This is a genomic window from Streptomyces sp. NPDC059866 (genome assembly GCF_042731325.1).
Lineage (GTDB): Bacteria > Actinomycetota > Actinomycetes > Streptomycetales > Streptomycetaceae > Streptomyces > Streptomyces flavusporus.
The window spans coordinates 134,991-160,734 of the sequence record NZ_JBHWJT010000003.1; the positions used below are offsets into that span (position 1 = coordinate 134,991).

At 70.3% G+C, this 25,744-nt stretch carries 20 protein-coding genes; 2 read left to right on the forward strand and 18 right to left on the reverse strand.

The features are described 5' to 3' along the window. Positions 1 to 28: 28 nt before the first annotated feature. The 6 genes from ACFV7R_RS05045 to ACFV7R_RS05070 all read right to left on the reverse strand — a co-directional run bounded on the left by ACFV7R_RS05045 (position 29) and on the right by ACFV7R_RS05070 (position 7,448). The gene (locus ACFV7R_RS05045; RefSeq protein WP_385260007.1) at positions 29 to 1,816 is read right to left on the reverse strand and encodes an ABC transporter ATP-binding protein; all 1,788 of its coding nucleotides are present in this window, start codon (positions 1,814 to 1,816) and stop codon (positions 29 to 31) included. A gap of 2 nt (positions 1,817 to 1,818) precedes the next feature. Continuing rightward, complete coding sequence (locus tag ACFV7R_RS05050) at positions 1,819 to 2,874, reverse strand: iron-siderophore ABC transporter substrate-binding protein (protein ID WP_385260009.1); 1,056 nt, start codon at positions 2,872 to 2,874, stop codon at positions 1,819 to 1,821. Positions 2,875 to 2,985: 111 nt separating this feature from the next. Further along, positions 2,986 to 3,825, reverse strand: a complete 840-nt coding sequence (locus ACFV7R_RS05055; protein ID WP_385260011.1) for an ABC transporter ATP-binding protein — start codon at positions 3,823 to 3,825, stop codon at positions 2,986 to 2,988. 38 nt (positions 3,826 to 3,863) lie between these two features. Beyond that, positions 3,864 to 4,925: a FecCD family ABC transporter permease gene (locus tag ACFV7R_RS05060; protein ID WP_385260013.1), complete on the reverse strand. Its 1,062-nt coding sequence runs from the start codon at positions 4,923 to 4,925 to the stop codon at positions 3,864 to 3,866. Then, entirely contained in the window at positions 4,922 to 5,980 is a 1,059-nt protein-coding gene (locus ACFV7R_RS05065) for a FecCD family ABC transporter permease (RefSeq protein ID WP_385260014.1), read from the reverse strand. Before ACFV7R_RS05065 ends, ACFV7R_RS05060 begins: the two co-directional genes overlap by 4 nt. A gap of 112 nt (positions 5,981 to 6,092) precedes the next feature. Further along, positions 6,093 to 7,448: a lysine N(6)-hydroxylase/L-ornithine N(5)-oxygenase family protein gene (locus tag ACFV7R_RS05070; protein ID WP_385260016.1), complete on the reverse strand. Its 1,356-nt coding sequence runs from the start codon at positions 7,446 to 7,448 to the stop codon at positions 6,093 to 6,095. 242 nt (positions 7,449 to 7,690) lie between these two features. Here ACFV7R_RS05070 and ACFV7R_RS05075 point away from each other — a divergent pair, with 242 nt between their 5' ends. Continuing rightward, positions 7,691 to 8,638 (forward strand): methionyl-tRNA formyltransferase, encoded by a 948-nt coding sequence (locus ACFV7R_RS05075; RefSeq protein WP_385260019.1) that lies wholly within the window; start codon positions 7,691 to 7,693, stop codon positions 8,636 to 8,638. A gap of 295 nt (positions 8,639 to 8,933) precedes the next feature. On the opposite strand, the gene ACFV7R_RS05080 is transcribed toward ACFV7R_RS05075, so the two are convergent. The 8 genes from ACFV7R_RS05080 to ACFV7R_RS05115 all read right to left on the reverse strand — a co-directional run bounded on the left by ACFV7R_RS05080 (position 8,934) and on the right by ACFV7R_RS05115 (position 22,160). Further along, positions 8,934 to 10,877 (reverse strand): glycoside hydrolase family 127 protein, encoded by a 1,944-nt coding sequence (locus ACFV7R_RS05080; RefSeq protein ID WP_385260020.1) that lies wholly within the window; start codon positions 10,875 to 10,877, stop codon positions 8,934 to 8,936. A gap of 14 nt (positions 10,878 to 10,891) precedes the next feature. After that, positions 10,892 to 12,895: a TIM-barrel domain-containing protein gene (locus ACFV7R_RS05085; protein WP_385260022.1), complete on the reverse strand. Its 2,004-nt coding sequence runs from the start codon at positions 12,893 to 12,895 to the stop codon at positions 10,892 to 10,894. A gap of 34 nt (positions 12,896 to 12,929) precedes the next feature. Then, on the reverse strand, positions 12,930 to 13,781 hold the full coding sequence (locus ACFV7R_RS05090) for a carbohydrate ABC transporter permease (protein ID WP_385260024.1): 852 nt from the start codon (positions 13,779 to 13,781) through the stop codon (positions 12,930 to 12,932). Further along, on the reverse strand, positions 13,778 to 14,755 hold the full coding sequence (locus tag ACFV7R_RS05095; protein ID WP_385260026.1) for a carbohydrate ABC transporter permease: 978 nt from the start codon (positions 14,753 to 14,755) through the stop codon (positions 13,778 to 13,780). The genes ACFV7R_RS05090 and ACFV7R_RS05095 overlap by 4 nt, the downstream gene beginning before the upstream one ends. Before the next feature lie 22 nt (positions 14,756 to 14,777). After that, entirely contained in the window at positions 14,778 to 16,037 is a 1,260-nt protein-coding gene (locus tag ACFV7R_RS05100; RefSeq protein WP_385260028.1) for an extracellular solute-binding protein, read from the reverse strand. Positions 16,038 to 16,054: 17 nt separating this feature from the next. Then, positions 16,055 to 17,089: a LacI family DNA-binding transcriptional regulator gene (locus tag ACFV7R_RS05105; protein ID WP_385260030.1), complete on the reverse strand. Its 1,035-nt coding sequence runs from the start codon at positions 17,087 to 17,089 to the stop codon at positions 16,055 to 16,057. A gap of 70 nt (positions 17,090 to 17,159) precedes the next feature. After that, positions 17,160 to 20,822 carry a LamG-like jellyroll fold domain-containing protein gene (locus ACFV7R_RS05110; protein ID WP_385260033.1) on the reverse strand — a complete coding sequence of 1,221 codons (3,663 nt, stop codon included), beginning with the start codon at positions 20,820 to 20,822 and terminating at the stop codon, positions 17,160 to 17,162. Between the two features lie 264 nt (positions 20,823 to 21,086). Beyond that, entirely contained in the window at positions 21,087 to 22,160 is a 1,074-nt protein-coding gene (locus ACFV7R_RS05115) for an NAD(+)/NADH kinase (protein ID WP_385260035.1), read from the reverse strand. A 183-nt stretch (positions 22,161 to 22,343) separates the two neighbouring features. Between ACFV7R_RS05115 and ACFV7R_RS05120 the strand changes: the two genes are divergently transcribed. After that, positions 22,344 to 22,586 (forward strand): hypothetical protein, encoded by a 243-nt coding sequence (locus tag ACFV7R_RS05120; RefSeq protein WP_385260038.1) that lies wholly within the window; start codon positions 22,344 to 22,346, stop codon positions 22,584 to 22,586. 127 nt (positions 22,587 to 22,713) lie between these two features. On the opposite strand, the gene ACFV7R_RS05125 is transcribed toward ACFV7R_RS05120, so the two are convergent. The 4 genes from ACFV7R_RS05125 to ACFV7R_RS05140 form a co-directional block, all read right to left on the reverse strand. Beyond that, entirely contained in the window at positions 22,714 to 23,433 is a 720-nt protein-coding gene (locus tag ACFV7R_RS05125; protein ID WP_385260041.1) for an alpha/beta fold hydrolase, read from the reverse strand. A 35-nt stretch (positions 23,434 to 23,468) separates the two neighbouring features. Further along, positions 23,469 to 24,440, reverse strand: a complete 972-nt coding sequence (locus ACFV7R_RS05130) for an alpha/beta hydrolase (protein WP_385260043.1) — start codon at positions 24,438 to 24,440, stop codon at positions 23,469 to 23,471. A gap of 163 nt (positions 24,441 to 24,603) precedes the next feature. Beyond that, on the reverse strand, positions 24,604 to 24,831 hold the full coding sequence (locus tag ACFV7R_RS05135) for a hypothetical protein (RefSeq protein ID WP_385260604.1): 228 nt from the start codon (positions 24,829 to 24,831) through the stop codon (positions 24,604 to 24,606). Further along, on the reverse strand, positions 24,786 to 25,673 hold the full coding sequence (locus ACFV7R_RS05140) for a helix-turn-helix domain-containing protein (RefSeq protein WP_385260044.1): 888 nt from the start codon (positions 25,671 to 25,673) through the stop codon (positions 24,786 to 24,788). Before ACFV7R_RS05140 ends, ACFV7R_RS05135 begins: the two co-directional genes overlap by 46 nt. Between the last annotated feature and the right edge of the window lie 71 nt (positions 25,674 to 25,744).

The window sequence follows — 25,744 nt, forward strand, 5'->3', positions numbered from 1 at the left end:
AGTAAGCTCTCACCTGAATCAGGGTTACCTAACTGCCTTCTCGCCAGGCCCGCCACAGTCGCGCATACCGGCCGCCCAGAGCCACCAGCTCCTCGTGAGTTCCCTGCTCCACGACGCGCCCCGCGTCCAGCACGGCGATCCGGTCCGCCGCCATCGCCTGGGTCAGCCGGTGCGCCACGAACAACGTGGTCCGGCCCTGGCACGCGGCCAGCACGGCCCGCTCCAGCTCGGCGGCGCCCTCGCTGCCCGCCTCCGCCGTCGACTCGTCGAGCACCACCACCGGAGAACGGCCCAACACCAGCCTGGCCAGGGCGATCTGGGCGACCTTGGTGACGTCCAGGCGCTCACCGCCCTCGCCGACCAGGGTGTTCAGCCCCTCGGGCAGCGCGTCGACCCACCCGTCGGCGCCGACCGTGCGCAGCGCACCCATCAGCTCGGCGTCGGTCGCTTCCGGCGCGGCCAGCCGCAGGTCGTCGGCGAGCGGACCGGAGAACACATGCGTCTCCTGCGTCAGGATGCTCACCAAGGCCCGCGCCCCGGCCTCGTCCAGACCGGCGAGGTCGGTCGACCCGACGCGCACCGATCCGGTCTGCGGGGTTCCGATGCCCGCGATCAGCGCGGCCAGGGTCGTCTTGCCCGCGCCCGTCGCCCCCACCAGGGCGAGCGAACCACCGGCCGGGATCGTCAGGTCGACGTCCTTCAGGACCGGCTCGTCGGTGCCGGGGTAACTGAACGTCAGCCCCTCCACCGTCACCGGGAACGGCCCTGCATGCGCCGACGCGACGGACGCGTCGCCCACCAGCCGGTCCTCCGCGTCCTCCCCCAGGACCCCGACCAGCCGGGTCAGGCTCGCGCCCGACTTCTGCGCCTCGTCGAAGGTGAACATGATGAGGCCCAGCGGGGTGAACAGCTTGTGGAACAGCAGCGGGGCCGCCGACACCTCGCCCAGGCTGGCGGCATCGGCCTCCAACAGGGCGTACCCCACCACGAGGATGAGGACCAGCCCGATGAACTCGGCGCGGTTCTCCCTGCCGACGAACCGGCCGAAGAACCGGAACACCTCGATACCGAGGTTGCGCACCCGCCACGACTCAGCTGTGACCTTCTCGCGGAAGGCCTCCTCGAGGCGGTACGCCCGGACCGTGTCGATCCCGTCCAGACCGCTGATCAACGCCTGCGCACGGTCGGCCTGGGCCAGCCGCTGCTTCCGGTAGAGCGGGGCGGACCGGGGGAGATACCAGCGCAGGGCCAGCACGTACGCGGGCAGCGCGCCGGCGCCCGCCAGGCCGAGCCGCCAGTCCAGTCCGAACATGCCGACCGTGGCGATGGCGACCAGCACTCCCGCCGAGAACACCGTGGGAACGGCCGTGCGGATGCCCTTGGAGATGACGGCCACATCGTCACCGACCCGGGAGAGCACGTCTCCGCGGCCGACCTGCTCGATCCGTGCGCTCGGCATCCCCAGCACCGCCCGGACGGCGCCTTCGCGCAGCCGCGCGAGCAGATCCGCGCCCAGCCGCCCGATCAGGTACGTCGACACCGCGGTGGCCGCCGCGCCGAGCAGCGCGGCGGCCGCCATCAGGGCCCCGATCGTGACCAGGACCGACTGCGATGCGCCGTCGACCACCCCGTCGACCACCCGGCCGAGCAGAAGCACCGGGAGCACCTGGAGCGCCGCCCCGGCCACCGTGGTGAGCACGGTGGCGACCGTCAGCCAGGGCACTTCGCGGCAGTGTGCCGCGACCCATCGGGTGGCCTCGCGTCCGGTCGCCGTGCGCAGGGTCGCCGGGGCGACGCGTGTGACGGTGGTGCTCACACCTACTCGACCGACTTGACGAGTTCGTCGATCGCGTACGGCATGGAGAGCAGCGTGCCCTGGGAGATGGCCGCGCCGACCGCCGGGCCCTCACTGTCCAGCAGGTACGACACCTTGCCGTTCTTCACCGCGTCGAGGTTGGCGAACAGCTTGAACTTCTTCAGCGCGTCCGTGTCCGCCTTGTCGTTGATGACGAAGATGCGGTCGACGTCGACCAGGTCGATGCGCTCGGGAGAGAGCTTGGTGTAGAAGCTGCCGTCCGCGACCTTGTCGATCTCGGTCTGGTACGTGAAGCCGATGCCCGTCACCAGCCGTCCGCGCACGTCGGTGGAGGTGAACGGCGCCACCGAGTCCTCGTACCAGGACAGCGCGACGGCGGTCTGGTCCGCGAACTCGGGGTGCGCCTTCTTGGCCGCGTCGAGTTGCCCCTGGATGTCCGCGACCATCTTCTCGCCCTCCTCGGCCTTGCCGAGTGCCTTGGCGATGTGGAGCGCGTTGTCCTGCCAGGGCGCGCTGAAGGGCTCCTTCTCGGCCTTGGTACGGCCCACCGTCGGGGCGATCTTGGAGAGCTTGTCGTAGGCGGCCTGGTCGACCTCGGAGTAGACCGCGATGATCAGGTCCGGGCGCAGGGCGGCGATCTTCTCGTAGTTGGGGCCGGAGTCACCGTTCTTCATGATGACCTCGGGCTTGGTGTCGCCCCACTTGTCCTTCACCCAGGGCCACTGGGTGTTGATGTCGGGGCTCTGGCCCGCCGGGTTCGGGTACTGGTCGGTCATGCCGACCGGCTTGATGCCGAATGCCAGGACGCTCTGGTCGTCCGTGTAACCGACGGTGACCACCCGCTCGGGGGCCTTGGCGACCTTCGTGGATCCGAACGCGTGCTCCACGGTGACCGGGAATACGCCGGCGGCGGTCGAGGTGTTGTCGCCGGCGTTGTCCGCCGAGTCGGACGAGTCGGAACCGCATCCCGCGAGGAGGCCGACGCCGAGAGTCGCAGCGGACAGTACGGCCGCCAACCGCCGCAACGGCTTCGTACGCGTCGTTCTTGTGAGGAGCATCCGGAATCCCCTTGCTGTCGCGCTGTCCACTACACCCCGTCTGAGGGCAGGCAAACCGTACCGTGAGCGAGTGAGGTTAGCCTAGCCTAACTTAGGTAACTTTGCAGTGGTTCAGTCGAGTTGGACGTGAGTACGGCCGATCGGCACGATCAGCGGCCGGTCGCCCACCGGGTCGTCGATCACCTTGGCGCGCAGTCCGAACGCCTCGTGCAGCAACTCGGCGGTGATCACGTCACGGGGGTGCCCCTGCGCCAGGATCGACCCCTCCCTCATCACGATGAGGTTGTCGCTGTAGCGGGTGGCCAGATTGAGGTCGTGCAGCACCATGACCACGGTGCACCCCGACTCGTGCAGGTCGTCCACCAGGTCGAGCACGTCGATCGCGTGCGCCAGGTCCAGGTAGGTGGTCGGCTCGTCCAGCAGGAGCAGGTCGGTGCCCTGGGCCAGGGTCATCGAGATCCAGACGCGCTGGCGCTGTCCGCCGGACAGTGAGTCGACCGGGCGGTCGGCCAGGTCGGACACCCCGGTCATGGCCAGCGCGCGCTCCACGACGGCGGCGTCGTCCGACGACCACTGCCGCAGCCAGCTCTGGTGCGGATGGCGGCCCCTGGCGACCAGGTCGGACACCGTCAGCCCCTCGGGCGCGACCGGTGCCTGGGGCAGCAGGCCGAGCTTCTTCGCCACGTCCCTGGTCCTGAGCCTGCCGATGTCGTCGCCGTCCAGCACAACCGTCCCCCTGGCCGGCTTGAGCAGCCGCGACAGGGTCCGCAACAGGGTCGACTTGCCGCAGCCGTTGGGGCCGATGACCGTGGTGATCACCCCTGGCGGGATCGCCACGTCGAGTTCGTCGATGACGGTCCGGGCGCCGTACCCGACCGTGACACCCCTGGCTGCCAGCCGTGCGGCGTCCTCGACCCCGGACTCGGTCTTGGTGATGGACTGAGCGACCACAAGGCCCCCTTATTCAGGCTTGCCTAACTTTGTATCAGCTATCTGCGGTTCGCCCGTACGAGCAGATAGACGAGGAAGGGGCCGCCGATCGCGGCGGTGACCACGCCGACCGGGAGAGTGATCGGCAGTGCCGTGCGCGCGACCAGGTCCGAGCCGATCAGCAGCAGCGCTCCGACCATGCCGGAGGCCACCATCGGCGGTGTGGGGCACCTCGCCAGACGCATCGCCACCTGCGGCGCCACCAGCGCGACGAACGGGACCGGGCCCGCCGCGCTCACCGCCACACCGGCCAGCAGGACCGCGCACAGCAGCAGGACCGCCCGCACCGTCGAGTAGCGGACGCCCAGGCCCGCGGCGACCTCGTCGCCGAAGTGCAGCGGCTTGAACTGGAACGAGACACACGCCACGACGATCAGGAGGACGAGTGTGCACCAGAGCGCGATCCGGACCTCGCCCCACGACCGGTCGTCCAGCGAGCCGACCAGCCACGCCTGGGCCCGGGCCACGTCCCTGATGTCGGCCGTCACCAGCAGCCAGGTGGTGATCGCCTGCATCACGGCGCTCACCGAGATACCGATGAGGATGAGCCGGAAGCCGTCGATCCCGCGCCGCCACGCCAGGAAGTACACCAGCAGCCCCGTGCCCAGACCGCCGGCGAGCGCCGCCGCGGACAGGCCCACGGAGTCGACGACCGCCGCGGCGGCCCCGCCCGACACCGTCACCCCGAACACCGCGACCGCGCTGGCGCCGCTGGTGATCCCCAGGATGTCCGGGCTGGCCAGCGGGTTACGCGCGACGGACTGGGTGATCGCCCCGGACACGCCCAGCGCGATCCCCACGACGAGCCCGGCCAGGGCACGCGGCATCCGCAGGTCCATGATCACGAACTCGTCGACCTGTTCGCCCCCGCCGGTGATCGTGGCGATCACCCGGGGCAGACTGATGGGGAAGTCCCCGATGCCGATGGACAGGCAGAACACCAGGAAACTCGCCCCCGCCAGCAGCAGCGTGACGAGGACGATCCAGGGCCGCCAGACGAACGACACATGACCGAGCCGCACGCCCGGCGCCACCGATGGCTTCAACTCTGTCCCGTTCATGCGTTCTTGAACTTTCCGCGCCACACCAGACCCGCGAAGAACGGGGCACCGAGGAGAGCGACGAGGACACCCGCGTCCAACTCGCCCGGCCGCACCACCAGGCGGCCCACGATGTCGCAGACCAGCAGGACGACGGCGCCGAGCAGACCCGCGTACGGCACCAGCCAGCGATAGTCCGGCCCGGTGAGATACCGGGCCACGTGGGCCACCATGAGTCCGAGGAACGCGATGGGGCCGCACGCCGCCGTCGCCGCGCCCGCAAGGAGGGTGATGGCGGCGATGCCGACGGTCCGGCTCAGCGTGATGTTCACGCCCAGCCCCCGTGCCACGTCGTCGCCCAGGTTGAGCAGGTTGATGGCGGGCAGCGTGGTCAGGGCCAGCACCAGGCCGACCGCGATGAACGCGGTCACCGGCCAGATGACGTCGAATCCGACACCGGCCACGGAGCCCGCGTTCCAGAACCGCAGCGCGTTCAGCGACTCCTTGTCCGACAGCGCGACCGCCGTGGTCATCGCCGCGAGAAACACCGTGACCCCTTGCCCGGCCAGTGCGAGCGTCAACGGATTGCCGGCGCCCCGGCCGATGCTCGCAAGCCCGAACACGACGACACCGGCAACTGCCGCCCCCAGGAAGGCGAACCAGACGTACTGGAACGGGTTGTCGAACCCGAACACGGCGATCACCGAGACCACGGCGAACGAGGCACCGGAGTTCACCCCGAGCAGGCCGGTGTCGGCGATCGGGTTGCGCGTGTACCCCTGGATCAACGCCCCGCCGACCCCGAGGGCGATGCCCGCCACGATCGCGAGCACCGTCCGGGGCACCCGCACGGTCTGCACGATGAGCCTGATCTCGGTGAGCCGCTGGTCGGGGTCCGGCGCCGCGAACAACCCGTGCCACACCTCGGCAGGACTCAACGCGCGCGCACCGACGGCCAACGACACCGCCCCCGCGACCACGAGGATCACCACAAGCGTGCCCAAACCCACAACCCGCCGCCGACGGGCCTCTGTTGTGGCCTTGGACGCGGGGCGCTCCACTGCAGTCGTGCCCATGTCGACGTACGTTATCCCTTTGGTTTCACGGGGTTGCACAGGGCTGCCGCGCCTGCCGGATGCGATGCCACCCGGCGGGGCGCGGCGGTGTGGGGGCGAACCTGTGGGCGGACTAACGGGCCGTGCTGCCGGTTCCGTCGGCAACCGCCCGGGCCTCGTCCGAGGCGGACTTGAGACCCCGGTCGAGGAGCGAGTCCAGGATCTCACCGACCCTGATCGCGGTGTTGGACAGCAGGGACGACGTGATGCCGTGCGTGTGCTCCGTGCCGCCCTGCAGATAGATGCCGCAGTGCAGGCCGGGGTCCGTCGCGATGCGGTAGTCACGCTCGACGCGGACCCGGCCCTCGTCGTCGCGGAGGCAGCGGTCCGCGACCTCGCCGAGGAGGCCGAGGGGGTCGGCCGGGCTGTAGCCGGTGGCGAAGACCACGACGTCCGCGTCGAGGAGCGTCTCCTCGCCGGTGACGAGGGACTTCACGGTGGCACGGACCTGGCCCTGTGTCTCCTTGACGTCGGTGAGCCGGGAGACGTTGAGGAAGCGCAGCCGCTCGGTGCCGAGGACCTTCTCCTGGTACATCTGCCGGTACAGGTCGTCGATCAGGTCGATGTCCACCACGGAGTAGTTGGTGTTGCCGTGGTAGTCCATCAGGCGGCGCTTGACGTTCTCGGGTGCGGCGAAGTACTCGTCGACCGCCGCGGGGTCGAAGATCCGGTTGGCGAAGCTGCTGTCGTCCGCGGGGCTGTAGCCGTAGCGGGAGAAGACCGCGCAGACCTCGGCCCGGGGGAAGCGGCGGTGCAGATAGGCGACGTTCTCGGCGGCACTCTGCCCGGCGCCCACGACGACGAACCGGGAGGGCGAGGTGCCCTCCAACGCGTCGACCTTCGCCAGCAGTTCGGAGTTGTGCCAGACGCGCTCGCCGCGCTCCACGCCCTCCGGCATGAGGGGACGCAGCCCGGTGCCGATGACGAGGTTGCGGGCCCGGTGGACCACGAGCCCCTCCCCCGAACGGACCGTCACTTCCAGGTACTCCACGGCCCCGTCACGGACGACGGGCGCGACGCCGACGACCTCGTGACCGTAGGAGACCATGTCGTCGACCTGGGCCGCGGCCCACTCGAAGTAGTCGTGGAACTCCACCCGCAGCGGGAAGAGGTTCTTGTGGTTGATGAAGTCGATCAGCCGTCCCCTGCTCTTCAGGTAGCAGAGGAAGCTGAACTCGGAGGCCGGGTTCCGGAGCGTCACCAGGTCCTTGAGAAAGGACACCTGCATGGTCGCGTCGTCGATCAGCATGCCGCGGTGCCAGCCGAAGCGCGGCTGCTGCTCGAAGAAGTGAGCGGTGATCGCCTCGTGCCGGCCGACGCGTGCGTTGTGCTCGCTGAGTGCGATCGCCATGGCCACATTGGACGGCCCGAAGCCGATGCCAATGAGGTCGTGGACCAGTGGTGCGTCAGCAGGAAGAACCTGTGACATGTCACTCCCATCGTGCGGGGCAGTCGCCTGTCGAGCGTGGGGAAGTCGAAAGGTGGGCACGCCGACGGAGCGGCCCGCGAACTTAGGTGAGCCTAAGCTAATCCCGTGAAGCTGTCGATAGGGCAAACCGGACAGCCGGAACATCGACACCTGTCAACTGGGGCTTTATACACAGCCGTTGCAAACTAAGGTAAGCCTTGCTTCACTTGTCCCTGGTCAGCCCCTGTCCTGAGGAGGAACCCATGCGGGTCGTCATGTTCGGTTACCAGACCTGGGGGCACCGCACCCTGCAAGCCCTCCTGGACTCCGAACACGACGTGGTACTGGTCGTGACGCACCCCAAGAGCGAGCACGCGTACGAGAAGATCTGGAGCGACTCCGTCGCCGACCTCGCCGAGGAGCACGGCGTCCCGGTGCTGATCCGCAACCGCCCTGACGACGACGAGCTGTTCGAGCGTCTCAAGGAGGCCGACCCGGACATCATCGTGGCGAACAACTGGCGGACATGGATCCCGCCGCGCATCTTCGACCTGCCGCGCCACGGCACGCTGAACGTGCACGACTCGCTGCTGCCGAAGTACGCCGGCTTCTCCCCGCTGATCTGGGCGCTGATCAACGGCGAGTCCGAAGTGGGCGTCACGGCGCACATGATGAACGACGAACTCGACGCCGGCGACATCGTCCGGCAGGAGGCGGTGCCGGTCGGACCGACGGACACCGCCACGGACCTCTTCCACAAGACCGTCGATCTCATCGCCCCGGTCACGATCGGCGCGCTCGACCTCATCGCCGCCGGGCAGACGGAGTTCACCAAGCAGGACCGGTCCCGGGCGAGCTTCTTCCACAAGCGGTCCACCGAGGACATCCGCATCGACTGGACCTGGCCGGCGGAGGACCTCGAGCGTCTCGTCCGCGCCCAGTCCGAGCCGTACCCCAGCGCCTTCACCTTCCACAAGGGCAAGCGTCTTGAGGTCCTGGCCGCCGTGGTGTCCCAGGGCCGCTACGGCGGTACGCCCGGCCGGATCTTCTATCGCGAGGGCGACGGCGTGGTGATCGTCGCCGGGGCCGACGCGCGCACCGGCCGCAACCACGGCCTGGCCATCACGCGCGTACGGACCGAGGACGGCCGGGAGCTGGGGGCGACGGAGTACTTCACCTCCATGGGCGGCTACCTGACCAGCCGCCCCTGAGCGACCACCGGCCGGCCTTCACTCAGAAGTTCCTGACCACCTCGGTCCCCAGCCAGAACAGGATGGCCAGGGCCGCGAGCACACCGACGGCCTGCATGACCCAGCGCGGAATTCCACTCATGGCACCCGTCCTCACCGAGTGGGTGTACGCGTCCTGCCCTCCACCTACCCTCAATGACCGGACTCCGCACCCCCGGGCCCCGCACACGTAGGTGCGCCCACGCCCACCACTGACGACCGGACCGGCAGGTGGGGCCGTTGCGGCGCGCCGCCTGCCGGCCGGAATGCCGGTGGCTCAGGACGGGCGGGCGACGGGCAGCCAGATGCGCATGCCCGTCGGTCCCCGCTCGGCCCACCGGTGGTACGGGACGAGGACGAGGTCCATGGATGCGGTACTGCCCGTTCCGCGTACGTCGGCCGGTGTCCCGTACGGCCAGGCCGGTTCGGGGTCCTTCCGGTGGTTCGTGGAGGCCCGGATCGTGACGCGGTCCTCGTGGTCCATGGGCGCTGCGCGGGTGTCGACTGTCAGATCGTCGAGCTCGGTGCCGTCCGGGAGGTCGACGGATTCCGCGCAGTACACGAGCGGGCCGCGTTCGACGGCGACGCAGCCGCGGAGGGCGTCGATGCGGTGGTCCGGCCAGGTGAAGCGCGGGGTCATCGGGAGGTGGAGGCGGATCTCCTCCCCGGTGGTGAGTTCCCGGTCCACGACGGCCAGGCCCGTGGCGACGGAGCGCCGGCGCCCGCCCTCGTCGAGCTCGGCGCCCCGGGCCCAGGCGGGCACGCGCAGCCGGAGGGTCACCGGCCCCTCGGGCGCCCGCACCACCCGTACGGTCACGAGGCCGTCCCGCGGGTAGTCCGTCTCGACCTCGAGCGACACGGTCCGTCCGTCCCCCAGCTCGGCCTCGATCCGGGCGCCGGCGTACTGCAGCAGCGTCAGTTCGTGCCGCCCCGCCGTGGCGAGGTGGGTGTGCCAGGTGGCCAGCGTGCGGGCGACGTTGGTGGGGCAGCAGGACACGTCGAACCAGGCGGCGCGGGAACCGCCCTCGGCGCGGGGGCTCACGGCGTCGTCGTCGGAGGTCTCGCCGGACACCCGCTGGTGGAGCGGGTTGGCGTAGAAGAACGCCCGCCCGTCCGAACGCGGCGAGGTGGCGATGATGTTGAAGAAGGTGCGCTCGACGAGGTCGGCGTACCGGACGTCTCCGGTGGCGAGGTACAGCCGCCACGACACCATGACCGAGGCCACGCCGGCGCAGGTCTCGCAGTAGGCGCGGTCCGGGGGCAGCTCCCAGTCCTCGCCGAACCCCTCGTCCTGGTGCCGGGATCCCATGCCGCCGGTCAGATGGGTCCGCCGCGCCACCGCGTTCGCCCACTGGCGCTCGACGGCGGCGAGGAGCTCCTGGTCGTCCTGCTCCACGGCGACGTCGACGGCCGCGGCCGACAGGTACAGCGCGCGCACGGCGTGGCCGCGCCAGGTGTCGGCCTCGCGGATCGGCACGTCGTCCTGGAAGTAGGCGCGGCCGAGCGGGATGTCCTTCAGGGCGCCGTGCCCGCGGCGGTCCAGGAACAGCCGTGCCTGCTCGACGTAGCGGCTCTCGCCCAGCGCGCGCCCCAGCTCGGCCAGTCCGACCTCGATCTCGGGATGGCCGCAGATGCCCTGCAGCCCGTCGGGGCCGAAGGTGTCGCAGACGTGGTCGGCGGCCCGGCGGGCGACGGCCACGAGCTCGTCGGCGCCGGTCGTGCGGAGCCGGGCGACGGCGGCCTGCAGCAGGTGCCCGGTGCAGTACAGCTCGTGGCCGAACTCCAGGTCGCTGTAGCGGGGCTGCCGGCCGGCGTGCCCGAAGCAGGTGTTGAGGTAGCCGTCGGCGTCCTGGGCGCGGGCGATGCGTGCGGTGAGCCGGCGCACGGCGTCGTCGTGGACCTGATCGCCGGAACGGCCGTACTCCCATGCCAGGGCCTCGATGAGCTTGTAGACCTCGGAGTCGGCGAAGGACCAGCCGGGCCGGTCGGGTCCTGTCGTGCCGTCGGCGACCCGGTCGAAGTTGGCGAGCCAGCCCAGCCGTTCCATCCACTGCTCGCAGTGCTCGAGGCTCGCCGTGGCGTTGGTCTGCTGCAGCGTCGCCCAGAATCCGCCGGTGAGCGTCGTCTCGCCCATGCCGAGCGGTCGCTGCCGGCCCCGGGAGGGGAGTACCGGGCGGCCGCCCTTGGGGTCGGCGCCGGTCGTGCTCTCCTGCACGGTCACGTTCGTGGTTCTCCTCATGCGGTCAGGGGGACGTCCGCGCCCTCGCGGGTGAAGACGGGGATGTGGTCGATGGGGGCGGGCACCGTCACGGTGCGGCCGCCCTCGTGGACCTCGCCGCTCCCGGCACAGACCCAGCGGGTGCCGGCCGGGAGGTACACCTCCCGCGACCGTTGCCCGGGCTGTGTCACCGGCGCGACGAGGAGGTCCGGGCCGAACAGGAACGCGTCGTCCACCGCCCAGGCGTGCGGATCCTCCGGATGGTCCACGAACAGCGGCCGCATCGGCGGCAGTCCGGTACGCGCGGCTGTGCGCATCTGCTCGTGGATGTACGGGCGCAGCCGCTCCCGCAGGTGCAGCAGGCCCGAGATGATGTCGTACGCCTCTTCTCCGTACGACCACACCTCGTTGGGGCCGCCGGTCTGCGCGAAGGAGGTGGGGTTGCGCGGCTCGCGGTCGCCGTGCAGCCGGAACAGCGGGCAGAACACGCCGAACTGGAACCAGCGGATCATCAGTTCCCGGTAGGCCGCATCGCGCGCGTCGCCGCCGTGGAAGCCGCCGATGTCGGTGGTCCACCACGGGATGCCGGACACGGCGGTGCTCAGCCCGGCCCGTATCTGCTGCCGCAGGGACTGCCAGGTGGCGGGGATGTCGCCCGACCAGAGCGCCGCCCCGTACTTCTGTGCGCCCGCCCAGGCCGAGCGGCACAGCAGCACCGTCGGCTCCCCGTCCGCCGCCATGCCCTCGGCGAACAGACGGGCGTTGTCCCGCGGGTAGATGCCGGCGACCTCGGCCCCGGGCCCGGCGTACAGGGACAGGTGTCCGGGGTGTGCCGGGTTCAGCTCGGGTTCGCAGGCGTCCAGCCAGAACACGCGGACGCCCAGGTCGCGGTAGTTGCGCCGGACCAGGTCCCATACGAACTGCCGTGTCCGGGGGTTGGTGGGGTCGTAGAACGCCACCGGCATCGGCGCGGCCATGCCTTTGTCCTGGATGGTCTGGTGGAACTCCACGCCCTGGTGGGTGCCGACGAGGAGACCGCGGTCGCGGTAGTCCGCGAAGTGCTCCGACAGCGGCGAGACCGTCGGCCAGATCGAGACCATGAGCTCGACGCCCAGTTCGGCCAGCTCGTCGACCATCGCCTTGGGGTCGGGCCACTCGCTCTCGTCGAAGCGGTAGTCGCCCATGGCCGACCAGTGGAAGTAGTCGGCGACGATGACGGACAGCGGCAGGCCTCGGCGCCGGTGCTCGCGGGCGACGGCGAGGAGTTCGTCCTGGTCGCGGTAGCGCAGCTTGGACTGCCAGAAACCGCTGGCCCACTCGGGCAGTTCGGGGGTGTGCCCGGTCGCGTCGGCGTAGCGGGCGAGGATGCCTGCGGGTGTCGGGGCGGCGGTGAACCAGTAGTCGATCTCGTGTGCCTGGCCGGCCTGCCAGCGCGTGGCGTTCTGCGCGAACTCGGCGCGGCCGACGGCCGGGAGGTTCCACAGCAGCCCATAGCCCCGGTTCGACAGCACGAACGGGATGCTCACCTCGCCGTTGCGCTGGACGAGGTCCAGGGCGAGCCCTTTGAGGTCCAGCCGGCCGTGGGTTCGCTGCCCCATGCCGTACAACCGCTCGCCGTCGTACGCGGCGAACTGCTGGTGCACCTCGTGGGTGCCCCACTGGTTTCCGGTGAAGACCCGGGCCCCCGGCAGCCAGAAGTGCTCGCGGCTCTCGGCCAGCAGCTCGTCTCCCGTGCTCGTGCGCGTGAAGGTCAGCAGCGGCTCGGGGTAGGCGGCTCGCCGGTCGAAGTCCACCTGCACGGTGAGGTCGCCGTGGACGAACGTGGCCCGGTCCTTCTCGGCGGTGATCTGCGGGAGGGCGCACGGCGGGGGCTGGTCGTCCAGGGCGCCGTGGCTCTCGGCCGGGATCCGGTGCTGTGCCGCGCGGACGCGGACACTGTCGGCGCCCCAGGCCTCGATGGTCAGGACCTCGTGGCGGTGCCGTACCTCGAGGGCGGTCGGGGACGGTCGGAAGCTCACCATGAACTCTTGTTCCTCACAGTCGGTTTCCCCACGGTCAGTCCTTGACGGCGCCCGCGGTGACGCCGCCGGCGACGAAGCGCTGGGCGACGACCAGCAGGACGGCCGCGGGGACGGAGGCGACAGCGGCGGTCGCCATGATCGAGTTCCACTCGGTGGTGTTGTTGCCGATGTAGGCGTAGATCCCGAGGGTGATCGGGATCGCGTCGCCGTTGCGGTCGAGCGTGGAGGCGAAGACGAAGTCCGACCACGCCCACAGGAACGCGAACAGCGACACCGTCAGCACGGCGTTGCGGCTGAGCGGCAGGATCACGGAGCGGAAGATCCGCCAGGTGTTCGCGCCGTCGATCTTCGCGGCCTGCAGGAGCTCGCCGGGGATGCCGGACATGAACGCCGTCAGCACCATGACGCCGAAGGGCACGGCGATCGTGGAGTCGGCGATGATCAGGCCCCAGACCGAGTTGAGCCAGCCGAGCCGCACATAGATGGCGTAGAAGCCCACCGCCATGACCACGCTGGGGACCATCTGCGCGACCAGCAGCAGGAAGTTGACCGTGCCCGCCCCCCGTGGGCGCAGCTTGGCCAGCGAGAACGCGGCGGGCGCGGAGATCGCCAGGGTGAGCAGCACACAGCCGAGGCCGACGCCGAGGCTGGTGGTCAGGGCCGGCAACTGGTCGCGTACGACGTTCGCGTAGCCCTCGAGCGTCGGGTCCCACGGGAACCAGTGCGGCGGGTCGGACCGCATGTCCTCGGTCCTGGTCAGGGACACGTTGAAGATCCAGTAGACCGGGAAGAGCATGACCGCGGTGAGGAAGACCCCCAGGGCCGTCTTCCACCAGGGCCTGCGCCGGGGGTGCCGGGGCGTGACCGAGGGCGTCGGCGCTGTCATGACCGCTCCTGTCGACGCTGGAGGTGGAGGTAGAGGAAGCCGAAGGCCAGGGCGATGAGGATGAGCAGGTTGCCGATCGTGGCCGCGGGCGAGAAGTCGGGCAGCCCGGTGCCGAAGGCCTCCCGGTAGGACCACACGGCCAGCGTGGTGGAGGTGCTGCCCGGCCCGCCGGTGGTCATGATCCAGATCACGTCGACGACCTTGAGCGTGTAGACCAGACCGAGCAGCAGGGTGATCGCCGAGACGGGGCGGAGCAGCGGGAAGGTCACCCGCCAGAACTGCTGCCAGGCGTTCGCCCCGTCCAGCGCCGCCGCCTCGTACAGCTCGCGCGGGATGTTCTGCAGACCCGAGTAGAGGATGACGAGGTTGAACGGGATACCGAGCCAGATGTTCGCGATGATCACGGAGGTCAGCGCCCAGCCCGGGTCGGTGAGCCAGTTGATCTGACCGATGCCGAACGCCTCGAGGGCCGCGTTGACGATCCCGTTGTCGCTGTTCATCATCCACGACCAGGTGGAGCCGGAGACGATCAGCGGCAGCAGCCAGGGGACGAGGAACATGCCGCGCAGCACCCCGGACAGGCGGAAGTTGTCGCGGAAGAACACGGCGAGCGCGAGGCCGATGGCGTACTGCGCGGCGATCGAGACGAGCGTGAAGACAAGGGTGTTCCGCAGCGCGGGGCCGAACGCCTCCGATCCCATGATGTCGCGGTAGTTGGCCAGACCGGTGAACTCGGCGCCGCCCTGCACGAACGACCTGACGGTGTAGTCGTGCAGGCTGAGATCGATGTTCCGGTAGAGCGGGTAGGCGTAGAAGGCCAGCAGGTAGGCGATGAGCGGGGCCAGGAACGCGAACGCGGCCCACTGGGTGGAGCGCCCGCGCCCGCGGATCCGCGGGCGCGGGGCGGAGGTTGGCTCGCCGGCCGCCCCGCCGGCCTGCCGGGCCTGCGGGGCGGACTTCGTGGACATGTTCATGAAACGGCTCCTCGGGCGGCGGTCAGCCGACCTCGTCCTCGGCGGTCGCCTGTGCTTCGCCGAGCGCGTCCTTGGTGCTCTTGCTTCCGCTGAGGGCCTGCTGCACGGCGGTCCACAGGGGCTCGGAGATCTTCGGGTAGTCGGTCCCGAGGTCGTCGCTGGTGCGTCCCTTGGCGGTGCGTACGGCCTCGACCCACGGCTCGAGTCCGGCCTGGTCGGCGAGGAGCTTGTCCTGTCCGGCCTTCGTCGGCGGGATGTAGTACGCGAAGGTCGTGGCCGTCTCCACCATGCCCTCCGGGGTGGTCATGCACTCCACGATCTTCTTGGTGGCCTCGTACCGGCCCGTGTCGTCCTGCACGGGAGTCGTGAGGAACTCGCCGCCGGTCGGGGTCGGGGCCACCCCGCCGTCCTTGCCGGGTATCTGGATCACGCCGGTCGGGAAGTCGGCCTCCGCGGCGCTGTTGACCTGCCAGGTGCCGTTCACACCGAAGGCGAAGTCGCCGGTCAGGAACTCCTCCCAGGTCGTGTTCTGGGAGTTGTTGATCACGGAGTTGGGTGCGTAGCCGTTCTTCAGCCAGCCGGTCCACAGGTCGAGGGCCTCGGCGGCCTCGGCCGAGTCGAGGTCGCGCAGATCCGCCCCGGCGCCCCAGAACCACGGCAGGAACTGGAAGGAGCCCTCCTCGGTGCCGATGCCGGCGAACGTGATGCCCTTGTGCCCGGCGTCCTTCACCTTCTTCAGGGCGGCGGTGAGCGACGCCCAGTCCTTGACCGAGCCGGGGTCGACGCCGGCGTCGTCCAGGACGGTCTTGTTGTAGTAGATGGCGAGCGTGTTGGCGCCGATGGGGATGCCGTACTCCTTGCCGTCCACCACACCGGCCGCGAGCAGGTTCTCGTCGATCTCGGAGGTGTCGAGGCCGAACTCCTCCATCGTGGTCAGCATGCCGGTGTCGGCGAGCGTCGAGACGGCGGGGTTGTCCAGCAGGATGATGTCGGGCGACGTGCCCTCCTGGGCGGCGAGCAGGGCCTGGTTGGTCAGCGCCGTGGTGTCGTAGGCGGTGCGCTTGATGGTGACGCCCGCCTCGTCACCGCACTTCGTGACCCGCTTGGCCCAGTCGGACGACTTGTTGTGCTGCGGGTACGGGTCCCACCAGGTGTAGGTGTCGTCGGCCTGGTCGCCGCCGCCGCTGCCGGTGTTCGACGAGCAGGCGACCGCGCCGGTCATGAGGACGAGGGCGGCGCCGAGCACGCCCGCGGCACGGAAGGGCTTCGGGAGGTCTCTCACTGTCTTTCTCCTTGAACTCATGAGGTGCTGGGTGGTGCGGAGGGCACGCCGGTGCTCCCGCGGTCGACGAACTCGGGCGTGAGGAGCCGCAGAACGTGCGGCTCGTCCCTGGCCTGCGGGGTGACGATCCGGCGCACGAGCTGCCGTACGGCCATCTCCCCGAGGAGGTCGGGTGCGCTCTCGATGGAGGTGAAGGGCAGCGAGAAGGTGCGGGCGAACTCGTCGGAGTAGCGGCCGATGACCGACAGGTCCCGTGGTGTCCGAAGACCGCGGGCGTGCAGGACGGACGGCAGCGCCGCCGCGGCCGCCTCGTTGTTGAGCAGCAGGCCGGTCGCGGCCGGGTGGGCGTCCAGCAGCGCGTGGAGCGTCCGTCCGACCTCCGGCTGCCGCGACTCGCCGAAGACCGCGTGGAGTTCGATGCCGCGGGCCCGCGCCTGCTGCACCACCGCGTTCTGCAGCCGCCACACATAGGCGCCGCCGCGCTCGACGACGTGCTCGGGCTGCGAGACCAGGATCAGCTCCCGGTGCCGCAGCTGGTGCATGTGGTCGACCATCAGCCGGCCGGCCGCCTCGAAGTCGAGGTCGAAGACGTCCACGCCGGAGCAGTCACCCGGCAGCCCGACCAGCGCCCCTGGCTGGGGCGCCGACCTGAGGAGCGGGAGCCGGGCGTCGTCCTGCGCGACGTTCAGCAGGACGACGCCGTCGACCATCCGGGAGCTGGTGATCCGGCGCAGCGCGCGGGCGCCGTCGGTCTCCGTGACGAGCAGGGTGTCGTACCCCAGCTCGCGCGCGGTGTCGGAGACGCCCAGCATGTACTGGAGCATGGCCGGGGCGAACTCGTCCTCGTGGAACTGGGCGAGCAGGCCGAGGACCATCGTCTCCGCGGTGGCGAGGGCGCGGGCGCCGGCGTTGGGGGTGTAGCCCAGCTCCCGCGCCGCGTCCGCCACCCGCTGCCGCACTTCCGCGGAGATGGACCGCTTGCCCGACAGTGCGTACGAGGCGGTGCTGCGGGAAACCCCGGCGGCGCGCGCGATGTCGCCGATCGTGACCACTCTGACTCCCTTGTCCTTTCACTTCACGGCCGTGAGGGCGTTCACCTCACGGCCGTGGGGCCGTTCAACCTCACGGCCGTGGGGCCGAGAACCTGGCGACCGTGATCCTGTCGATGAGGGGCGCGTACTTCGAGCGCAGCAGGACGCCCGGGAACGTGTCCGACGCGTACGTCTCGCCGTCGAAGTTGGGCAGTTCCTCGGACCTGAAGGTGATGGCGTTGTCACCCTTCTCCAGGCGGACGGGGACGGTGAGTTCCCAGAAGTTGTTCTCGTGGAACGAGTGCGGGAACGTCACACGCTGCGGCTTGCCACCGCCCACCGTGATGTCCGCGTGCCGGACGAGGGGGTCGGGGTTGTAGTGCGTGGCCTCCGACTGCTCGGGGTTGGAGTAGCGGATGCGCAGGGCGTACAGACCGGCCCGGTCGACCGTGACGTGGAACGTCGCGGTGTTGCCGTTGCCCGGTTCGCCGCCGATGCCGGTGACGGCCGTGCCGTCGGTGGCCAGGGAGAGCGGGCTGAGCTCGGCCGAGCCCGCGAGCTCGGCGTCCTGAGCTTCGTAGGTGCGCTCCGGCAGCGCGCCCTCGGTCGGCGTGACCGTGAGGCGGTCGACGAGGATGGTGGACGAACCTCCGGTCAGCGTCACCTTGTTGACGCCGCCCGAGAGGGAGACCGCCGCGCTGCTCCTGCCCTTGGCCAGGCGCAGGACGTCGTGGCCGTTGACGGAGAGCCGGGCGCCCGAGCCGGCGAGGGCGTCGACCTTGAGGGTGGCCTCGCGGTCGGCGGGCGAGTAGACCCAGAACGTGGCGGTCTGGCCCTTCGCGAGCCGGGCCGCGCCCGATCCGGTGGTCGCCTGCTTCGGCAGGTCGTAGACGGGGCGCGCCCCGCCGCCCAGCCAGGCCAGTTCACCTTCGTACACCTGGGTGCCGGCCGACGCCTCCGGCAGGGAGAGGGTCAGGCGGTCGACGATGGCGTCACCCTTGGTGGCGCGCTTGCCGTCGAGGCTCTTCGCGGCGAGCGTGAGGGTGTGCCTGCCCTTGGTGAGCTTCACCTTGGTGTCGGTGTGGTCCCACACCACCCACTTGTAGCCGAGCGGCAGGTACAGCTCCTGCTCGCTGTCCGCCTTGCCGTCCACACTCAGGAAGACGTTGGTCGGGCCCTGCTCCTTCACCTTGTCGAAGGTGTTGAGGGAGTTGGCGAAGACGCTCAGGTCGTACGTGCCGTCCTCGGGCACGTCCACGGTGAAGTCGAGCTCGACGTCCGAGCCGGTGCGCAGGCCGCCCACGTCGTAGCCGCCGGAGGTGTAGAACTTCGACACGTCGCGGGGCGAGCCCTCCGGACCGTTCTTCGAGTAGCCGGAGCCGGTGTGGGCGGCGTCCTCCGCCTCGTACGAGCCCTGCCAGCGCACGGGCGGGGACTGCGTGCCCGCCGCCTTTCCGGCCGGGCTGAGGACGATCTCGTACGCCGAGGACTCCTTCAGCTTCGGCAGCGCGCCGTCACCGAAGTCGACGACGACCTTGCCGTCGTCACCGACCTTCAGGTTCTGCTCCGAGAGCAGCTTCGGGCCGGAGTTGTCGCCGACCTGCCCGCTCCACTCGATCTCCCTCACCCAGGCGTGCACGCGGTCCCCGAAAAGATTCTTCGGGACGTTGTCGAAGGTGATGTGACCCTTGCCGGTGGAGCCGCCGAAGATCAGCCGTGACTGCTTCTTCTTCTCGTCGAGCGTGGCGACGCCCTGCATGGTGTAGTTCTCGCCGGGGAACGGCGGGGTCACCTTCACGGTGTGCCCGCTCATCGAGGCGTACGAATTCAGCAGCCACCACTGGCCGTTGCCGCGGTTGGACTGCACCGCGGAGTCGGAGAGGTTGCCGTCGATGTTCCAGTACGCGATGTCGGCGTCCACCTTGGACTCCTCGATCGCGGACACCCACTGGATCATCTGGCCGGGGACCGAGGTGTGGTAGTTGAACGCGTACTCGTTGATGTTGACGGGGAGTTGGGTGCCCTCACGGTCGGTGCCCTTGAACAGGTCCTTCTCCCACGCCCGGTACTTGGCGACGCTCTCGCGCACCGCCTCCGGGTGGCTCAGCTCGTGCCAGGTGATGACGTCCGGGAGGGTGCCGGCGGCCAGGGTGTGGGTGAGGAAGCCCTTGACCTGGTCGTAGAGGATGCTGGTGTTGGGGCCGGCGATGCGGACCTCGGGCATCCTGCTCTTGATGAGCTTGTGGAAGTCGTCCCAGGCGGCGAAGTAGTCGTCCGGGTCGTTGAGCCAGCTGACCTTGTCGTAGCTCCACTCGCCGGTGCCGAACATGTTGCCCTCGGGCTCGTTGAACGGCACGAAGACGATGTTGTCCTGGTACTCCTTCGGCAGCTTCAGGACCTGGTCGACCTGCTCGGCGATCTTCTCCCGGTAGAGCTTGAGCTTCTCCTCGGGGGTGTCGCCCGGCCACTGGTACGGGAAGCCGCGGTGGATGTCCGTCATGTAGATGTACACGTCGCCGTCGGTGCTGTCCGCGAGCGGCTTGACGACCTCCAGCGCGTCGGCGCCCGGGTGCTGCGGCCCGTCCTGCGCCTTGGTCGAGACGGTCCGCAGGTTCATGCCCTCGATGAGGTTGTTCGTCGGCACGTCCTGCCCGTACACGCCGTACAGGGTGCCGGAGGCGCCGCCGTGGAACTTGCCGGTGTCCGAGCCGAGGTCGACGTTGAGCTGACCCTCGCGGACCACGGTGACCGTCGCCTGCACGGCGCGCCCGGCCGCTGTTCCCGCCACGGTGAACGTGCCCGTCTGGGCATATTTCTCGGGCGGTACGGCGTCCCAGGTGATCGGGGTGTCGCGGTCGTAGCCGTCGGAGAAGGAGGAGCGGACGGCGACGGGGAGGGACGGGGCGGTTCCGGTCGTGGTGCGGGCCTCGAAGGACGTCCGCGAGAGCTGCTGGAGAGTGGGGAGGTTCCCGGCCATGTCGGCCACCTGTTCCGAGTTGAGCGCCGAGTGCCACACGGCGAAGTCGTCGACCGCGCCCTTGAGCAGCGGATCCGGCCAGAACGACTTGCCGATGTAGCCGGCGGCCGTGGCCGAACTGTCCAGCAGATCCTTGGCCTTGATGCCGGTCTCGGCGGAGGAGACCGCCACACCGTCGAGGTAGGTGGTGAGTCGGCGGGCGGAGCTGTCGAGGGTGACGGTGACGGTCCGCCACTCGTTCGCGGGAAGCATCGCGTAGCCGTTGACCTGTGCCTCCGCGTTCCCTCCGCCGGTGGTCGCGGCGGTGCGCAGCACACCGTTTCCGCTGTACGGGGTGGCGAAGAGGTACTTGGTGGTGTCGGTGCCCAGATCGAAGATCCGCTGCCAGGACGACTTGTCGCCGCTCCACTTCACGCGCGCGGAGACCGTCAGGTCGGTTGCGGAGCCGACCGCTTCGCGGGGCAGACGGACGTACGCGCCGTCGGAGGTGGGCGCCCCGCCGGGCAGGTCCAGCGCCGAGCCGCCGTCCGCGCCGCCGACCAGGGCGGCGGTGGAGCCGTTGACGAGAGAGCCGTCGAGCCCGTTGCCGGAGCTGTCGGTGACCTTTCCCGAGCTCAGGTCGTCGGCGTCGAAGGTGTAGTGCAGCTTCGGGGCCGGCAGTTCGGCGGCGGTCGCAGCCGGCACCGTCAGGCCCGTGGCCAGCAGGCCGGCGCCCAGTGCGGTGACGACCAGCGCGCGTGGGCCCGGGCGCGCCCGTCTTGCTCTCGATTGCACCATCGGTTGCAGCTCCTGTGAGTCGATACGTGGTCTGTCGAACCGGTTCGACGCCGCTCGCTGCCGCCCTCTTTCGAACCGGTTCGACAACGAGGCCGCCGTCACTCTCCTTGCTGTGTGGCGCCGTGGTGATACGCGATGCCGCCGAGGTTCGAAATCACGAACGTCATGCGGGATTTCGCCTCGGCGAGGATGGCTTCACTCCGGGCGTGGCGTCAACACCCGTGACACACATCGGTCATGGCGCTCTTACGGAGGACGCGTACGTCAGCCCGTGGGGGGCTGTTCCCCTGGGACCGTGAGCAGCGTCAGATGGGCCAGATCTCCCGGTGGAGGCGTCGTCACCGACCACAGCGGCGCGGGGGTTCCGTCGGCGACCGCGGCCGGGGCGTCGGTCAGCCTCATCCGCTCGCGCAGCCGGCCGTAGAAGTCCATCGGCCCCAGCCGGACGGCCCGCAGCCGGCGCGGGGCGGCGTACACGCCGATCCAGTCCCCGGGGCTGAGTACCCCCCGCACCTGACCGTCGATGCTGACCGCGGCCTGTCCCGACCGTTCGAGCACACGCAGGCCGACCGGCTCGTCGGGGGCCGTGACGACCGAGCGGTTGAACGCCATGTGCGGGGCGACCGGCGTGAAGACCAGGACGTCCGCCCGGGGCGAGACGACGGGTCCGCCGGCGGCGAAGCTGTAGGCGGTCGAGCCCGTGGGCGTGGCGACCAGCAGGGCGTCGGCGGAGTAGGACGCCAGGAGCCGGCCGGAGACGTAGACACCGACCGACACCTGGCGGTCCCTGGAGAGCTTCTCCAGTACGACGTCGTTGAGCGCGGTGACGTTCAGGGGGATGCCCCACTCGTCGTCGACCTGGCAGTCGGGGAGCACCTGCGGAGACGGCAGGAGCGGCCCGCGGCCGTACCGCATCAGGGCCTCCATGCTCGCCGGCACTTGCAGACGGCAGGAGGCGCGCAGGGTGAGCAGCATACGGCTGTCGATCTGGAACCGGTCTTCCCGCACCGCGTCCAGCGCCGAGCGCACCGTGGCGGCGCAGACCTCCGTCAGGAAACCGACCCTGCCCAGGTCGACCCCGAGGACCAGCGCGTCGTGCTCGGCGGCCAGCCGGGCGCCGCGCAGAAAAGTGCCGTCGCCGCCCAGGGTGACGATGAGGTCGGGATCGCCCGCGGCTTCGACCTCCTCCTGGGCACTGCGCCGCCCTCCCTCGTCCCACACATCGATGTCCGTGCATCGCACGGCGTGCTCCCCGCACCAGGCCCGGACGACGCAGGCCGCCTCCACGGCCTCCGTACGCCCGCCGTGCACGACCAGTCCGAGTCGGCTCACCGTCATCTCTGCCTCCCCGACATCACATGACTCGTTCAGGCGCGGGGACGTCTCATCGAGTCGATCAATACATCACACCCCTTGCGCAGTCCTGCGGCAACCGGATGCCCTCTGCGGGGGGCCTGCCGTCATCCTCCGTTCATACGACCTTTGTTGTGACATGTACTGACTAAGTCGAAGAATGGCGCCATGAGCGAATCCGAGCAGCCCCACCACCATCACGGCGCCCGCGGCATCGTCGAGCGGATCACCGAGCACCACGAGCAGGCCGTAAGGCGCCGCGAGGAGGAGGCCCTCGCCGAGGCCGCCGGGAGCGCCGCTTTCGATCTCGGCGCCGACATCGCGCTGCCCACGGCGGGACACGGCCCCGTGGGCTACGACGTCGAAGCGGACCTCGGCACCGACAAGGAGCCCCCGGAGCTCCGCTCCTAGGAGCTCCTCGGGGAGACGGGCGACCGGTCAGGCACGGACCAGGGGTGTGTCGACCAGGTGCTCGTACGTCGGTGACCGTGCGGACGTGATCGGCGATCGCGTCCGCACGGCCAGGGGTGGCGCCCGGTCAGCCCGTCGCGCGCACCGCGTCGAGGATCACGTCGGCGGTCTTCTTCGGCTGGGAGACCGCGACGGCGTGCGAGGCGCCCTCGATCTCGACGACGGTGGCCCCGGCCCGCTTCGCGCCGAACAGCTGGACCTCGGCGTCGATGGCCTGGTCGGCCCCGGCCACGACCGCCCAGGACGGCTTGGTCTTCCACGCCGCCGCAGCCGCGGTCTCGGTGAAGGCCGAGGCGGCGAGCGGACGCTGCGCCACCGCGAGCACCTTGGTGACGGCCTCGGGGACGTCGGCCGCGAAGATGGCGGGGAACGCCTCGGGGGTGATGGTGACCTCGACGGCCGGGTCCGCGCCCTCGACGGGGTACGTGACCTGCCTGAGGTTGCTGACCAGCGGCGAGTCGGGGAACCGGCCCTGCAGCTCGCCGAGGCTCTCGCCCTCCTCCAGGACGTAGGCCGCGACGTAGACCAGCCCGACGACGTTCTCGGTGACACCGGCCACGGTGATCAGCGCACCGCCGTAGGAGTGGCCGACCAGGACGACGGGACCGTCGATCTGGGCGGCGACGGAGGCGATGTAGGCGGCGTCGGACGCGAGGCCCCGCAGCGGGTTGGGCGGAGCCACCACGGAAACGCCCTCCTTCTGCAGTTCCTCGATGACCCCGGTCCAGCTCGCCGCGTCGGCGAACGCGCCGTGTACGAGGACCACCGTGGGTGTGGACGTGCTCATGTCTGTGTCTCCTCGGATGCTCGGAACGGCCGGCTTCAGGCCGTGTGCAGCGCGGCGCGCAGGGTGGCGACGGCCATCGTGATGGCGGCTTCGGCGGCGTGGGTCCCACGCAGGGCGTTGAGCATCACGAAGTCGTGGATGATGCCCTGGAAGCGCACCGCGGTGACCGGGACGCCCGCCTCGCGCAGCTTGTTCGCGTACGCCTCACCCTCGTCCCGCAGCACGTCCGCCTCGCCGGTGATGACCAGGGCCGGGGGCAGGCCCGTGAGCTGGTCGGTGGTGGCGCGCAGCGGGGAGGCGGTGATCTGCGCGCGCTCGGCCTCATCGGTCGTGTACTGGTCCCAGAACCACTGCATGCCGTCGCGGCGCAGGAAGTAGCCTTCTGCGAACTGATGGTACGAACCGGTGTCGAAGGCGGCGTCCGTGACCGGGTAGAACAGCACCTGCTGCACCAGCGGGACGTCACCGCGCTCCTTGGCCATCAGGGTCAGCGCGGCGGTCATGTTGCCGCCGACGGAGTCACCGGCGACGGCCAGCCGGGAGCCGTCGAGCCCCTTGCTCGCACCCTGCCGGACGACCCACTGGGCGACGGCGTAGTTCTGCTCGATGGCGACGGGGTAGCGGGCCTCGGGAGAGAGGTCGTACTCGGGGAAGACCACGGCGGCGCCGGCGCCGACGGCGAGTTCCCGGACCAGGCGGTCATGGGTGTGGGCGTTGCCGAACACCCAGCCCGCGCCGTGGATGTAGAGGATCACCGGGAGGGTGTCCGCGGCGCCGGCGGGCTTGACGATGCGGGCCCGCACGCTGCCCGTCGGACCGCCCGGGACGGTGATCCACTCCTCGTCGGTCTCCGGCTTCTCGACCGGGCCGGACTGCACCTCGTCGACGGCCTTGCGCCCCTCCGCCGGAGGCAGGTCGAACAGGTACGGCGGGTTGGCTGTGGCCTCCGCGAAGGCGGCTGCCGCGGGTTCCAGTACCGGCTGGACCGGCTCGACGGCATCGGACATGTGTGTCTCCTGGTGTGTCGTGCGCTACGCCGGGCTTTCCGGCGTGAAACGGCCCCGGGCCGTGCACAGAGCACTCCGGTGCCGCCGCTCGCCACGCTAAATCCGCCGGGCGGTGGGGAATTGTCCGCCAGCGCACCACGACTGGTCCCACAACGCCCGGAAATCAGTCCGGGGGCGGCCTGTGCGCCGCCCGCAGGCCGAGGCGCTCGCCGTGCGCGCCGGCGTCATCACGGTCGTGGGGCGCCGGTTGCGGGGCGCACCAGTCCGCGATGTCCCGTCCGTCACGGTCGATCCGCTCGACCGTGACGGCGTCGTCGTACCCGGCGGCGTACCCGGCCCGGCGGATCAGCGCCGGTCGGCGCGCGCGGCCCGGCCTGTCGTGTCCCGCCACTCGCTGGGAGACATGCCGTAGGCGGCGCGGAAGACCCTGCTGAAGTGGGCGGCGCTCAGGAAGCCCCAGCGGTTGGCGATCGCCGCGATGGTCCAGTGTCCCCGGGTGTACAGCATGAGTTCACGTCGGCACTCCTCGAGCCGGCGGCGCTGGATCCACCGGCCGACCGTCGTGCCCTCGTCCTTGAACAGCTTGTGCAGGTACCGGACGGATATGTAGTGGGCGCCGGCGATCGTCTCCGGTGACAGGTCGGGGTCCGCCAGATGCAGCTCCACGTACTCCCGGATCCGCGTCATCAGCGGTGACGGGGCGTCGGGTGTGCCCGGCCCGTCCCCGCCCAGTTGTTCCACGGCGAGGGTGGCCAGGAGGTTCACGGCGTTCCGGGCGAGCATCTCGCCGACCGGGGGGCGGGACGCGGCGGCGGTGTCGGCGAGGTCGGACAGGAACGGCGACAGCAGGGCGCCCAGGCGGGAGGTGCGGGCCACCGGCGTGCTCATGAGCCGGTGCACGTCGGACTCCTCCAGCCCGAGCGACTCGCGCGACACGAGGAACACCTTGGTGCGGAACCGCTCCGGGAAGTCCAGCGTCGTCGGGTGGTGGAGGTCGTAGAAGCAGATGTCCCCCGGGCCGAGGGAGACGTCCACCGGTTCCTGCGGGGTGGGGTGGCCGCCGCGAATGCCCACGAAGAGATACTCGCCGCCGGCCCGGGCGGTCAGCCGGAGCGGCCGCCGGGCCGGGCGGGGACCGTCGCCCGCCGGGCCGGCCGACGGGTGCAGCCGCTTCTCCCTGGGCAGGTCCGTGGCCGGCGCGTCGGTGACGACGATGTCGAGGCCCCCGGGCATCCGGCACACCGTGTCCTGCCTGTCCTGCCTGTCCTGCCGCAGCGGCGTCCCCCGTGGCGTTCCCGTCTCCT

What these genes read in the sequence shown, in the direction of transcription:
- ACFV7R_RS05075 (WP_385260019.1), top strand. Translation starts at nt 7,691, where the DNA reads ATGCGGGTCGTCATGTTCGGTTACCAGACCTGGGGGCACCGCACCCTG.
- ACFV7R_RS05130 (WP_385260043.1), bottom strand. Translation starts at nt 24,440, where the DNA reads ATGTCCGATGCCGTCGAGCCGGTCCAGCCGGTACTGGAACCCGCGGCA.
- ACFV7R_RS05120 (WP_385260038.1), top strand. Translation starts at nt 22,344, where the DNA reads ATGAGCGAATCCGAGCAGCCCCACCACCATCACGGCGCCCGCGGCATC.
- ACFV7R_RS05125 (WP_385260041.1), bottom strand. Translation starts at nt 23,433, where the DNA reads ATGAGCACGTCCACACCCACGGTGGTCCTCGTACACGGCGCGTTCGCC.
- ACFV7R_RS05060 (WP_385260013.1), bottom strand. Translation starts at nt 4,925, where the DNA reads ATGAACGGGACAGAGTTGAAGCCATCGGTGGCGCCGGGCGTGCGGCTC.
- ACFV7R_RS05050 (WP_385260009.1), bottom strand. Translation starts at nt 2,874, where the DNA reads ATGCTCCTCACAAGAACGACGCGTACGAAGCCGTTGCGGCGGTTGGCG.
- ACFV7R_RS05085 (WP_385260022.1), bottom strand. Translation starts at nt 12,895, where the DNA reads ATGGTGAGCTTCCGACCGTCCCCGACCGCCCTCGAGGTACGGCACCGC.
- ACFV7R_RS05110 (WP_385260033.1), bottom strand. Translation starts at nt 20,822, where the DNA reads ATGGTGCAATCGAGAGCAAGACGGGCGCGCCCGGGCCCACGCGCGCTG.
- ACFV7R_RS05065 (WP_385260014.1), bottom strand. Translation starts at nt 5,980, where the DNA reads ATGGGCACGACTGCAGTGGAGCGCCCCGCGTCCAAGGCCACAACAGAG.
- ACFV7R_RS05115 (WP_385260035.1), bottom strand. Translation starts at nt 22,160, where the DNA reads ATGACGGTGAGCCGACTCGGACTGGTCGTGCACGGCGGGCGTACGGAG.
- ACFV7R_RS05070 (WP_385260016.1), bottom strand. Translation starts at nt 7,448, where the DNA reads ATGTCACAGGTTCTTCCTGCTGACGCACCACTGGTCCACGACCTCATT.
- ACFV7R_RS05095 (WP_385260026.1), bottom strand. Translation starts at nt 14,755, where the DNA reads ATGAACATGTCCACGAAGTCCGCCCCGCAGGCCCGGCAGGCCGGCGGG.
- ACFV7R_RS05140 (WP_385260044.1), bottom strand. Translation starts at nt 25,673, where the DNA reads ATGCCCGGGGGCCTCGACATCGTCGTCACCGACGCGCCGGCCACGGAC.
- ACFV7R_RS05090 (WP_385260024.1), bottom strand. Translation starts at nt 13,781, where the DNA reads ATGACAGCGCCGACGCCCTCGGTCACGCCCCGGCACCCCCGGCGCAGG.